The sequence below is a fragment of the Plantactinospora sp. WMMB334 genome, from assembly GCF_049179095.1.
GTDB lineage: Bacteria > Actinomycetota > Actinomycetes > Mycobacteriales > Micromonosporaceae > Plantactinospora.
In genome coordinates this window covers 4,156,698-4,168,519 of record NZ_JBMHME010000002.1, presented here as the reverse complement: position 1 = coordinate 4,168,519, position 11,822 = coordinate 4,156,698, and the positions used below count along the sequence as shown (strand labels likewise).

Genomic DNA, 11,822 nt, shown 5'->3' with positions numbered 1-11,822 from the left:
CGATAGCATCTGAGCGAACCGATCCCGTCGGTGCCGTCCGATTCGTCCAAGATCGTAAGGAGCCATCGTGTCCCAAGCCCGTACCCCCGCCGTGGTCGACCCCGTCGTCGTCGCGGCCGGGACGACGGCGGCCGAGGCGGTCGCCGCGGCGGGTCTGCCGCACGCCGGTCCCGGCGCGATCGTGGTGGTCCGCGATCCGGCCGGGCAGCTCCGCGACCTCGACTGGGCGCCCGAGGTGGAGACCGTGGTCGACCCGGTCCGGCTGGACTCGCCGGACGGGCTGAACGTGCTGCGGCACTCCACCGCGCACGTGCTGGCCCAGGCCGTCCAGGACACCTTCCCGGAGGCGAAGCTCGGGATCGGCCCGCCGATCGACAACGGCTTCTACTATGACTTCGACGTCGACCGCCCCTTCCAGCCCGAGGACCTCGACCGGCTGGAGAAGCGGATGCAGGAGATCGTCAAGTCCGGCCAGCGGTTCCGGAGGCGCCGCTTCGACAGCCTGGACGCGGCCCGCACCGAGCTGGCCGACGAGCCCTTCAAGCTGGAGTTGATCGAGGTCAAGGGCGCGGGGACCGAGGGCGGCGGGGCCGGGCTTGACGCCGGTGAGGTGATGGAGGTCGGCGCCGGTGAGCTCACCATCTACGACAACCTGGACGCCGAGAGCGGCAAGGTCTGCTGGTCCGACCTGTGCCGGGGGCCGCACCTGCCCAGCACCCGGCTGATCGGCGCGTTCAAGCTGATGCGCTCCGCCGCCGCGTACTGGCGCGGCAACGAGCGCAACCCGCAGCTCCAGCGGGTCTACGGCACCGCGTGGCCGACCCGGGACGCGCTGAAGGCGTACCTGAAGGTGCTGGAGGAGGCGGCCCGGCGCGACCACCGCAAGCTCGGCGCCGAGCTCGACCTCTTCAGCTTCCCCGACGAGATCGGCTCCGGCCTGGCGGTCTTCCACCCCAGGGGCGGGATCATCCGGCGCGAGCTGGAGGACTACTCCCGGCGGCGGCACGAGGCGGCCGGCTACGAGTTCGTCAACTCGCCGCACATCACCAAGGCGCAGCTCTTCGAGACCTCCGGCCACCTGCCGTACTACGCCGACACGATGTTCCCGCCCATGCGGTTGGAGGGCGCGGAATATTACCTCAAGGCGATGAACTGCCCGATGCACAACCTGATCTTCTCCGCGCGCGGGCGGTCCTACCGGGAGCTGCCGCTGCGGCTCTTCGAGTTCGGCACGGTCTACCGCTACGAGAAGTCCGGCGTCGTGCACGGCCTGACCCGGGTACGCGGGCTCACCCAGGACGACTCGCACATCTACTGCACCCGGGAGCAGATGCCGGGCGAGCTGACCACGCTGCTCGCCTTCGTCCTCGACCTGCTCCGCGACTACGGTCTCGACGACTTCTACCTGGAGCTGTCGACCCGGGACGACTCGCCGAAGTTCATCGGCTCGGCCGGGGACTGGGCGGAGGCGACCGAGGCGCTGCGCACCGCCGCCGAGGCCTCCGGGCTCGACCTGGTGCCGGACCCGGGCGGCGCGGCCTTCTACGGCCCGAAGATCAGCGTGCAGGCCAAGGACGCGATCGGGCGTACCTGGCAGATGTCCACCATCCAGGTCGACTTCAACCAGCCGGAGCGGTTCGGCCTGGAATACCAGGCGGCGGACGGCACCCGGCAGCGGCCGGTCATGATCCACCGGGCGCTCTTCGGCTCCATCGAGCGCTTCTTCGGGGTGCTCACCGAGCACTACGCCGGGGCGTTCCCGGCCTGGCTCGCCCCGGTGCAGGTGGTCGGCATCCCGATCCGGGAGGAGCACGCCAGCCACCTGCACGGGTTCGTCGCCGCGCTGCGCGCCGAGGGGATCCGCGCCGAGGTGGACACCTCGGACGACCGGATGCAGAAGAAGATCCGCACCGCCCAGCAGCAGAAGATCCCGTTCATGGCGATCGCCGGGGACGCGGACGTCGACGCCGGAGCGGTCTCCTTCCGCTACCGGGACGGGTCGCAGCGCAACGGCGTACCGCTGGCCGAGGCGGTGGCGCACGTGGTGGAGGTGGTCCGGGCCCGGGTCAACACCGGGCCGACCGCCGAACCGACCGGTGGGGAGGCCGGGTCGTAGGATCGTCGGCGTGACAGGCGCGGCGTCCCACGCGGAACTCGGCATGCCGGACGGGCTCGACCGGCTCTGGACCCCGCACCGGATGACCTACATCTCCGGTCCGGACCGGCCGGGCGAGGGCCACGAGAAGCCGCCCGGCTGCCCGTTCTGCCTGGCCCCCGAGCGCGAGGGCGACGAGAACCTCGTGGTGCACCGGGGCGAGCGGGTCTTCGTGGTGCTCAACCTCTATCCGTACAACCCGGGGCACCTGCTGGTCTGCCCCTACCGGCACGTGGCCGACTACACCGAGCTGGACGCCGGGGAGACGGTGGAGCTGGCCGACTGCACCCAGGCGGCGATGCGGGTGGTCCGGCGGGTCAGCAACGCGCACGGCTTCAACATCGGGATGAACCAGGGCGGGGTGGCCGGCGCCGGCATCGCCGCCCACCTGCACCAGCACGTGGTGCCGAGGTGGGGCGGGGACGCCAACTTCATGCCGGTGATCGCGCGTACCAAGGTGTTGCCGCAGTTGCTCGCCGAGACCCGTACCCTGCTCGCCACCGCCTGGTCGGGCACGGCCGGCTGACCGGGCGGTCCGGCGTGCCGGGCGCCCGGCGGCCGGTCGGCTCGCAGACTGCTCGCAGACTGTGGAGCTGGGTGCACAAACGGTGCAGGTCGACAGCCCGGCGAAAAGGGCCGACCGGCCGGCGGGCGCCGTGCGCGGAGCTAGGCGGCGAGACCGAGCCGCGGACGTCGGCGGCCGGTACGCAGCCCGGAGCGGATCGTCCGGGTGATCTCGTACCGGCCGAGTCCGCCGCGCCGGGCGGCGTCGGCGAGTACGACGGTGATGTCGCGGTCGTCGAGCAGGTCCAGCGCGGCGAGCTGCCCGAGGCGGTAGGCGGCTCGGTAGAGGGTGCTGTTGCGGGTGCCGACGGGTGCGGCGGCGACGGCGTCGGCCTCGGCCGCGAGCGCGGCGGAGGCGTACCGGTCGGGGTGCCGGACCCACCCGGCACTGCCCGGCGCGGACTGCTGGGGCGGGAAGAGCAGCACGGTCAGCTCCGGCGGGCAGTCGGCGAGCGGCGCGGCCGGCGGCCGGATCCAGCGGTAGTCCCGGCCGCTGGCGTGCCGGGACGGTGGGGCGACGACGTAGCCGCCGGCTCCGCGCCAGTCGACGCCGGGCAGCAGTCCGGCCCGGTTGCCGGCGCCGGTCGGGCGCAGGTAGAGGTGCCAGCCGCCGGAGCCGGTCCGGACCACCGGTCCGGTGAACCGCCGCGCGCCGACCAGGGCGCGCAGTGCGGCGACCCCGTCCGGCGGGTCGACGTCGCAGACGTCGAAGCGGTCACCGGTACGCAGGCCGAGGTTCGCCCGTGGCCAGCGGGTCCACCACCGCCGGATCACCTCCGGCCGGGTGCTGGCGTCGTGCAGGCCGTGCCGGAGCAGGCCGCGGTGCCAGCGGGGGTGTTTGCCGGGGCGGTCGCAGTCGGCCCGGCCGCAACTGCAGCCGGTCACGGTCGGGGAGTGCAGCGGCAGCACGGGCACGCCGGCAGCGGCGTGCTCCAGGGCGGCGCGCAGTAGCGGTGTCATCCCGACCTCCTCGCCGGCCGGATACCACCACCAGGATATTCGAACACCTGTCCGATCGGTACCGCCGAGCGCCCGCACCACCCCTCCGCCGCAGTGTGGAACGCTTACCGACATGGATACGACGACACGTGTGTTGGGGCGCAGCGGCATCGAGGTCAGCGCGCTCGGCCTGGGCTGCTGGGCGATCGGGGGGCCGTGGCACGCGGGCAGCCAGCCGCTGGGCTGGGGCGAGGTGGACGACGAGGAGTCGATCCGGGCGATCCGGCGCGGCCTCGACCTCGGCGTCACGTTCTTCGACACCGCCGACGTGTACGGCACCGGGCACAGCGAGCGGGTCCTCGCCCGCGCCCTCGCCGGACACCGCGACGAGGTGGTGATCGCGACCAAGTGGGGCAACACCTACGACGAGGCGACCCGGCAGATGACCGGCACGGACGGCTCGGCCGGCTACCTGCGCCGGGCGGTGGCCGCGTCGCTGCGCCGGCTGGAGACCGACCGGATCGACCTCTACCAGCTCCACCTCGGCGACCTTCCCCTCGACCAGGCGGCGGAGCTGCTCGGCACCCTCGAGGAGCTGGTCGCCGAGGGCCACGTCCGGGCGTACGGCTGGAGCACCGATCTTCCCGACCGCGCGGCGGCCTGGGGTGCCGGCGGCGCACACTGCACCGCGATCCAGCACTCCTTCTCGGTGCTTCAGGACTCCTCCGAGGTGCTCGCCGTCTGCGAGCGTCACGACCTGGCCAGCATCAACCGGGGACCACTGGCGATGGGGCTGCTCTCCGGCAAGTTCACCGAGTCGTCCACACTGGACGCCAACGACGTCCGGGGGATCGCCCCGGCCTGGCTGGACTGGTTCCGGGACGGCCGGCCGGCGCCGGAGTTCCTCGCCCGGGTCGCCGCGGTCCGCGAGGCGCTCACCGCCGACGGCCGTACCCTCGCCCAGGGCGCGCTGGGCTGGCTCTGGGCGCGCAGCGGCCGGACGGTGCCGATCCCCGGCTTCCGTACGGTCGCCCAGGTCGAGGAGAACGTCGGGGCGCTCGCGTACGGGCCGCTCCCCGCCGACCAGCTCGCCGAGGTCGACCGCCTCCTGTAAGGAAGGGCCCCCGCTTATCGTTTTCTGTTGTAGCGGGGGCCCTTCCTAACATCTCAGCTGTGCTCCTTGCGGATCTGCTCGGCGAGGTGGGTCGGCATGGGGTCGTAGCGGGCGAAGGAGCGCCGGAAGGTGCCGCCACCGGCGGTCATCGAGCGGAGTTCGACGGCGTACCGGATCAGTTCGGTCGCCGGCACCTCGGCCCGGACCAGCGTGTGGTCGGTGCCGGCCGGGTCCGGCTCGGTCCCGAGCACCCGGCCGCGCCGGCCGGACATGTCGCTCATCACCGCGCCCACGTTGGCGTCCGGCACCCGTACCACCACCTCGTCGACCGGCTCCAGCAGGACGACCTGCCCCTTCTCGGCCGCGTCCCGCAGGGCCAGCGAGCCGGCGGTCTGGAAGGCGGCGTCGGAGGAGTCGACGCTGTGCGCCTTACCGTCCACCAGGGTCACCCTCAGGTCCACCACGGGACAGCCGGCGACGATTCCCCGGCCCATCTGGGTGCGTACACCCTTCTCCACCGACGGGATGTAGTTGTGCGGCACCGCGCCGCCGACCACCCGCTCGGCGAACTCGAAGCCCTCGCCCCGGGGCAGCGGTTCCACCTCGATGTCGCAGACGGCGTACTGGCCGTGCCCGCCGGACTGCTTCACGTGCCGGCCGTGCCCCTTCGAGGCCACCGCGAAGGTTTCGCGCAGCGCGACCCGGACCGGCTCGGTCTCCAGCTCCACCCCGCCGGCCCGGAGCCGGTCCAGCACCACCTCGGCGTGCGCCTCGCCCATGCACCAGAGCACCAGCTGGTGGGTCTCCGGGTTGCGCTCGAGTCGCATCGTCGGGTCGCCGGCGACCAGCCGGGCCAGGTTCTTGGCGAGCGCGTCCTCGTCGGCCCGGCTCTTCGCCACGATGGCGACCGGCAGCAGCGGCTCGGGCATCTCCCAGGGCTCGATCAGCAGCGGCTCCTCCCTGGCCGAGATGGTGTCACCGGTCTCCGCCGTACCCGACTTGGTGATCGCGCAGATGTCGCCGGCCACGCAGTGCGGCACCTCGCGCAGGGCCGCACCGAGCGGGGAGTAGACGTGCGCGATCCGCTCGTCGGCGTCGTGGTCCGGGTGGCCGCGCTCGGCCATGCCGTGCCCGGAGACGTGTACGACCTGGTCGGGACGGAGCGTGCCGGAGAAGACCCGGACCAGGGAGACCCGCCCGACGTGCCGGTCGATGGTGGTCTTGACCACCTCGGCCACCAGCGGGCCGTCCGGGTCGCAGCGCAGCGGCGGCTGCGCCGAGCCGTCGGCCCCGGTCACGGTCGGCAGGTCGTGCTCCAGCGGGGTCGGGAACGCCGAGGTCAGCAGCTCCAGCAGGGCGTCGACGCCGAGCCCGGTCTCGGCGCAGACCGGCACCACCGGATAGAAGTGCCCCCGGGCGACGGCCTTCTCCAGGTCGTTGATCAGGACCGCCACCTCGATCTCCTCGCCGCCGAGGTAGCGGTCGAGCAGGGTCTCGTCCTCGCTCTCGGCGATGATGCCCTCGATGAGTTCGTTGCGGGCGTCGCCGATCACCGGCAGGTGCTCCGGGTCGGGGTCGCGGACCGCCGCCGGCAGCCCGGCCGAGTAGTCGAAGACCCGGCGGGTGATCAGGCCCATCAGCCCGACCACGTCGACGCCGTCGTCGTCCAGCATCGGCAGGTAGAGCGGGAGGACGTTGTCGCCGAAGACCCGCTGGCAGAGCGCGACCGTCTCGTCGAGGTCGGCGCGCTGGTGGTCGAGCCGGGTCACCGCCACGGCCCGCGGCATCCCGACCACGGCGCACTCCTGCCAGAGCGCGGCGGTGGCGCCGTCCATCCCGTCCACCGACGAGACGACGAAGAGGGCCGCGTCCGCCGCCCGCAGCCCGGCCCGGAGCTCGCCGACGAAGTCGGCGTAGCCGGGGGTGTCCAGCAGGTTGACCTTGACTCCGCCGTGCTCCAGGGGTGCACAGGCCAGGCTGATCGAGCGCTGCTGGCGTACCGCCGCCGGATCGTGGTCGCAGACCGTGGTGCCGTCAGTCACCGAACCCGGGCGCGAGATGGTGCCGGTCGCCGCCAGGAGGGCGTCGACCAGCGTCGTCTTTCCCGCACCGGAGTGGCCCACCAGCACCACGTTGCGAACCCTGCCGGGCTCGTCCACCACCGGCGCCGGGCCGGTGACCCCCTTCTCCTGACTCTTCTGCGCCATCGGGGCGCACCTCCCTAAGCCGGTGGTTGGTGGCGACCGCCGCGCGCGACGGGGGAGCTGCCCTGGCGACTCCGCGGCGATATCCTCGGGTGGCCTGCCGTGCTGCCGGAAACGTGTCGGGTGACAGGTGAGCGATGTCACGTCCCCTGCTCCGATCTCACACCCGTACAAGTCGTGACACAAGCCTGCGGGGCGAACTGGGTGCCACCGGGCGTACCGTCGGCTTTCCCGGCCCGTTATGGTGGGACGGCCATGGCGAAGATCTTCCAGGTGTCGGCCCGCGCCGGCATGACCCGCGTCGTCGAACCGATCGCCCGGACCCTGCTGCGGGTCGGGGTGACGCCGAACGCCGTGACCGTGACCGGCACGCTCGGCGTGGTGGTCGGCTCGGTCGCGCTCGGCGCCCGGGGCCACCTGGTGGCCGGTGCGCTGGTGGTGACCTTCTTCGCCCTCACCGACCTGCTCGACGGCACGATGGCCCGGATGCGTGGCGGATCGAGCCGGTTCGGCGCGTTCCTGGACTCGAGCATGGACCGGGTCTCCGACGGCGCGGTCTTCAGCGCCGTCGCATACTGGCTCGCCACCCAGGACGACCGTGTCGGGGTCGCCGCCGCGCTGATCTGCCTGGTCGCGGGCGGTCTCGTCTCGTACGTGAAGGCCCGCGCCGAGGGACTCGGGATGACCTGCAACGTCGGCATCGCCGAGCGGACCGAGCGGCTGCTGATCGTCGGGGTCGGCGGGCTGCTGACCGGGCTGGGGCTGAGCTGGGCGCTGGTCACCGCGCTCTGGCTGCTCGCCGCCGTCTCGCTCCTCACCGTCGGCCAGCGGATGACGCACGTCTACCGGCAGGCACAGCGCACCGGGCTGGGCGTGGACGCGTGAGCCGTCCCGCCTGGGCACGCGTGAGCCGGCCCGCGCGGGCGGCAGCCCTGGCCGGGCGGGGCACCGCGTGACCGGGTGGCAGGCCGGCCGGTGACCCCGGTCGAGTTCGCCTACCTGGCCGGCTGGCGGGCCGTACGCGCCCTGCCCCGGCCGGCCGCGGCGGCGCTGTTCCGGGCCGCCGCCGACCGCGCCTGGCGCGGTCGTGGGCCGGGGATCCAGCGGCTCACCGCCAACCTGCGTCGGGTGGTCGGGCCGGAGCTGCCGCCGGCCGCGCTCGACGACCTGGTCCGCCGGGGGATGCGCTCCTACGCGCGGTACTGGCTGGACGTCTTCCGGCTCCCGTCGCGCAGCCGGGCACAGTTGCGCGACGACTTCCGGCTCGACGGCGCCGACGTGCTCGCCGCCACCATGGCGGCCGGCCGGGGTGGTGTGGTGGCGCTGCCGCACTCCGGCAACTGGGACGCCGCCGGTGCCTGGGTCGCCGCGAACGGCTGGCCGATCGCCACGGTCATGGAACGGCTCAGGCCGGAAGGGGTCTTCGCGCGCTTCGTCGAGTTCCGGCGCCGGCTCGGCATGGAGATCCTGCCGACCCACGGCGGTGCCAGGGCCCCCTTCGAGGTGCTCGCCGAACGGCTCGCCGCCGGCTACCTGGTCCCGCTGCTCGCCGACCGGGACCTGTCGGCGCGCGGCATCGAGGTGCGGTTCTTCGGCGGCCGGGCCCGGATGCCGGCCGGGCCGGCACTGCTGGCGATCCGGACCGGTGCCCCGCTCTACGTGGCGCACCTCTGGTACGACCGTGCCGGGCCACGCGGCCGGCTGGTCGGGCCGCTGGAGGTGCCGGCGCCGGAGAGCGGGCCGCTCGACCAGCGGGTCCGGGTGCTGACCCAACGGATCGCCGACCGCCTGGCGGCGGGGATCGCCGAACGCCCGGAAGACTGGCACATGCTGCAACGGGTCTGGATCGACGAGCCCGCCCGCCCCGCGGCGCCAGGCGCCGGTGCCGGCGAGGTGGGACCGGGGGCGGCGGACACGCCGTCGGTGTCCGGGCCGGTCTAGGGAGGCGCAGTGCGGATCGGCATCGTGTGCCCGTACTCCTTCGACGTCCCCGGCGGGGTGCAGAACCACGTGGTCGACCTCGCGGAGGCGCTGATCGGTCTCGGTCACGAGGTGAGCGTGCTGGCGCCGGCCGACGAGGACTCGCCGCTGCCGCCGTACGTCGTGCCGGCCGGCCGCTCGGTGCCGCTGCCGTACAACGGGTCGGTCGCCCGGATCACCTTCGGGCCGGTCTCCACCGCCCGGGTCCGGCGCTGGCTGGCCCGGGGCCGGTTCGACGTGCTGCACGTGCACGAGCCCTTCACGCTCAGCGTCTCGCTGCTCGCCGTGCTCTCCGCCCGGGGGCCGGTGGTCGCCACCTTCCACACCGCGATGACCCGGTCCCGGGCGCTCGCCGCCGCCCAGGGGGTGTTGCAGTTCGCGGTGGAGCGGATCACCGCCCGGATCGCGGTGAGCGCGCTGGCCCGCAAGGTCCAGGTCGAGCATCTCGGCGGCGGGGCGGTGGAGATCCCCAACGGGGTGGCGGTGGCGAAGTTCGCCGACGCCGAGCCGCTGCCCGGCTGGCCCGGACCGTGCGCGCCCGGGGAGGGCGGCACCGTGGGCTTCCTCGGCCGGTTCACCGAGCCGCGCAAGGGATTCGCGGTGCTCCGGGAGGCGTTCGTCGGGCTCGCCGCGCAGCGTCCCGGGCTGCGGCTGCTGGTCGCCGGCCCGGGGGACGTGGCCGAGCTGCACGAGGGCGTACCGGAGGGGTTGCGGGACCGGATCACCTTCCTCGGCCGGGTATCGGAATCGGACAAGGCGCGGATGCTGCGCAGCGTGCACGTCTATGTGGCCCCGAACACCGGGGGCGAGTCGTTCGGCATGATCCTGACCGAGGCGATGGCCGCCGGAGCCGCGGTGGCGGCGAGCGACCTCGACGCCTTCCGCCGGGTGCTGGACGGCGGACGGGCCGGTGAACTCTTTCCGACCTCGGACGCTGCGGCGCTGCGGCGTACCCTCGCCGGCCTGCTCGACGATCCGGTCCGCCGGGCGGAGCTCTCCGGCTGCGCCCGGGAGGTGGTCGCCGCCTTCGACTGGCCGGTCGTCGCCCGCCGGGTCCTCGAGGTCTACGCCACGGCGATCGAGGCCACCGACGGCCGGGTCTTCGACGAGGAGTGGATCGGGCCCACCTGAGCGCCCCGGCATCTCCCGGCGCCGGCCGGTGGGGCGGGGTGCCGCCGGTGACGTGCCGGGAAGCCGGATGTGAGACCGCACTACGATGCCGGGCATGTGGTGGGTGGTGGGCGGCGTCGTGGCGGTCGTGCTGGCAACGGCGTACCTGACCTGGATCGCGGCCCGGGTCGATCGTATGCACGCCCGGGTGGGATCGGCGGCCCGCGCGCTCGACGCGCACCTGCTCCGCCGGGCGGCGGCGGCCGCGGTGCTCGCCGAGGAGCGGTACGCGGTCGAGCTCTACGCGGCCTCCCGGGTCGCCCTCGACGTCGAGGGGGACGAGCGGGAGGCCGCCGAGAACGACCTGACCCGGCAACTGCGGACCACCCCGCTGGATCCGGAGGACCCGGTCGCGGCGGCGGTGATCGCGGCCAGCCGGCGGCTCGCGTTGGCCCGCCAGGTCCACACCGATCTGGTACGCGACGCGCTGTCCCTGCGGCGGCGCCCCGTCGTACGCCTCTTCCGGATGTCCCGCAAGCACGAGCTTCCGCGCTACTTCGACATCGACGACCCGACCCTGAGCACCCGTCCGGAGCTCTCCGTCGGGTGACGGCCCTGCCGGCGGACCCCGCGGGGGCGACGTGAGCCGGGCCACAGGGCAGGCCACCGGGGGTCTGATTGGCTGTCGGTCCGGCGGTGCACCCCGCGTAGCATCGGTTGCGGAGCATGCCCCCGACCACACCACCGACGAGGAGCGAGAACGCCGTGTCCGAATCCACCGCCCAGTCCGGTTCCGGCCAGCCGACCGCGGCTGGCGAGCAGAGCGTCAGCAGCACCGGAGTGGTCGGCACCGCCCGGGTCAAGCGGGGCATGGCCGAGATGCTCAAGGGTGGCGTGATCATGGACGTGGTCACCCCCGAGCAGGCGAAGATCGCCGAGGACGCCGGCGCGGTCGCGGTGATGGCGCTGGAGCGGGTACCGGCAGACATCCGCGCCCAGGGCGGCGTCTCCCGGATGAGCGACCCCGACATGATCGACGGCATCATCGACGCCGTCTCCATCCCGGTGATGGCCAAGGCCCGGATCGGGCACTTCGTCGAGGCGCAGGTGTTGCAGGCGCTCGGCGTCGACTACGTCGACGAGTCCGAGGTGCTGACCCCGGCGGACTACGCCAACCACATCGACAAGTGGGCCTTCACGGTGCCCTTCGTCTGCGGTGCCACCAACCTGGGCGAGGCGCTGCGCCGGATCACCGAGGGCGCGGCGATGATCCGCTCCAAGGGTGAGGCGGGCACCGGCGACGTCTCCAACGCGACCACGCACATGCGGAGGATCCGCGACGAGATCCGCCGCCTCGGCTCGCTGCCCGGCGACGAGCTCTATGTCGCCGCCAAGGAGTTGCAGGCCCCGTACGAGCTGGTCCGGGAGGTGGCGGAGACCGGGAAGCTGCCGGTGGTGCTCTTCACGGCGGGCGGCATCGCCACCCCGGCCGACGCGGCGATGATGATGCAGCTCGGCGCCGAGGGTGTCTTCGTCGGTTCCGGGATCTTCAAGTCCGGCAACCCGCAGCAGCGGGCCGCCGCGATTGTCAAGGCGACCACCTTCTACGACGACCCGGACGTGCTGGCGAAGGTGTCCCGCGGCCTCGGCGAGGCGATGGTGGGGATCAACGTCGACGACATCCCGGTGCCGCACCGCCTCGCCGAGCGTGGTTGGTGAGCGCGAGGAGTGAGCGGCAGAACTGATGGCGGGTTGG

Annotated in this window: 10 protein-coding genes; 8 read left to right on the top strand and 2 right to left on the bottom strand. The window is 73.4% G+C overall.

All coding sequences use genetic code 11. The annotated features are described in order from the left end of the window. Window positions 1-67 precede the first annotated feature (67 nt). Both thrS and ACN27G_RS17830 read left to right on the top strand, forming a co-directional pair. Window positions 68-2,116: a threonine--tRNA ligase gene (gene thrS / locus ACN27G_RS17835; RefSeq protein WP_421493930.1), complete on the top strand. Its 2,049-nt coding sequence runs from the start codon at window positions 68-70 to the stop codon at window positions 2,114-2,116. Between the two features lie 43 nt (window positions 2,117-2,159). After that, entirely contained in the window at window positions 2,160-2,681 is a 522-nt protein-coding gene (locus ACN27G_RS17830; protein ID WP_421497360.1) for an HIT family protein, read from the top strand. A gap of 140 nt (window positions 2,682-2,821) precedes the next feature. On the opposite strand, the gene ACN27G_RS17825 is transcribed toward ACN27G_RS17830, so the two are convergent. Further along, window positions 2,822-3,679, bottom strand: coding sequence for a bifunctional DNA primase/polymerase (locus ACN27G_RS17825; protein ID WP_421493929.1), 858 nt, complete (start codon window positions 3,677-3,679; stop codon window positions 2,822-2,824). A gap of 112 nt (window positions 3,680-3,791) precedes the next feature. Here ACN27G_RS17825 and ACN27G_RS17820 point away from each other — a divergent pair, with 112 nt between their 5' ends. Next, a complete protein-coding gene (locus ACN27G_RS17820) occupies window positions 3,792-4,772 on the top strand; it encodes an aldo/keto reductase (RefSeq protein WP_421493928.1) in 981 nt (326 codons plus the stop codon). Window positions 4,773-4,825: 53 nt separating this feature from the next. On the opposite strand, the gene ACN27G_RS17815 is transcribed toward ACN27G_RS17820, so the two are convergent. Next, a complete protein-coding gene (locus ACN27G_RS17815; protein WP_421493927.1) occupies window positions 4,826-6,979 on the bottom strand; it encodes an elongation factor G-like protein EF-G2 in 2,154 nt (717 codons plus the stop codon). Window positions 6,980-7,231: 252 nt separating this feature from the next. On the opposite strand from ACN27G_RS17815, the gene pgsA reads away from it, so the two are divergent. From pgsA to pdxS, 5 genes are all read left to right on the top strand, one after another. After that, window positions 7,232-7,861, top strand: coding sequence for a phosphatidylinositol phosphate synthase (pgsA, locus tag ACN27G_RS17810; RefSeq protein WP_421493926.1), 630 nt, complete (start codon window positions 7,232-7,234; stop codon window positions 7,859-7,861). A 90-nt stretch (window positions 7,862-7,951) separates the two neighbouring features. Beyond that, complete coding sequence (locus ACN27G_RS17805; protein ID WP_421493925.1) at window positions 7,952-8,917, top strand: phosphatidylinositol mannoside acyltransferase; 966 nt, start codon at window positions 7,952-7,954, stop codon at window positions 8,915-8,917. A gap of 9 nt (window positions 8,918-8,926) precedes the next feature. After that, window positions 8,927-10,087, top strand: coding sequence for a glycosyltransferase family 4 protein (locus ACN27G_RS17800; RefSeq protein WP_421493924.1), 1,161 nt, complete (start codon window positions 8,927-8,929; stop codon window positions 10,085-10,087). Between the two features lie 85 nt (window positions 10,088-10,172). After that, on the top strand, window positions 10,173-10,676 hold the full coding sequence (locus tag ACN27G_RS17795; RefSeq protein ID WP_421493923.1) for a hypothetical protein: 504 nt from the start codon (window positions 10,173-10,175) through the stop codon (window positions 10,674-10,676). A 230-nt stretch (window positions 10,677-10,906) separates the two neighbouring features. Next, the gene (gene pdxS / locus ACN27G_RS17790; protein WP_421497359.1) at window positions 10,907-11,785 is read left to right on the top strand and encodes a pyridoxal 5'-phosphate synthase lyase subunit PdxS; all 879 of its coding nucleotides are present in this window, start codon (window positions 10,907-10,909) and stop codon (window positions 11,783-11,785) included. Window positions 11,786-11,822: the final 37 nt, after the last annotated feature.

Bases quoted from the DNA above. Each gene is read 5' to 3' on its own strand.
- ACN27G_RS17830 (WP_421497360.1), top strand. From the start codon at position 2,160: ATGCCGGACGGGCTCGACCGGCTCTGGACCCCGCACCGGATGACCTAC.
- ACN27G_RS17820 (WP_421493928.1), top strand. From the start codon at position 3,792: ATGGATACGACGACACGTGTGTTGGGGCGCAGCGGCATCGAGGTCAGC.
- pgsA (WP_421493926.1), top strand. From the start codon at position 7,232: ATGGCGAAGATCTTCCAGGTGTCGGCCCGCGCCGGCATGACCCGCGTC.
- ACN27G_RS17825 (WP_421493929.1), bottom strand. From the start codon at position 3,679: ATGACACCGCTACTGCGCGCCGCCCTGGAGCACGCCGCTGCCGGCGTG.
- ACN27G_RS17815 (WP_421493927.1), bottom strand. From the start codon at position 6,979: ATGGCGCAGAAGAGTCAGGAGAAGGGGGTCACCGGCCCGGCGCCGGTG.
- ACN27G_RS17795 (WP_421493923.1), top strand. From the start codon at position 10,173: ATGCCGGGCATGTGGTGGGTGGTGGGCGGCGTCGTGGCGGTCGTGCTG.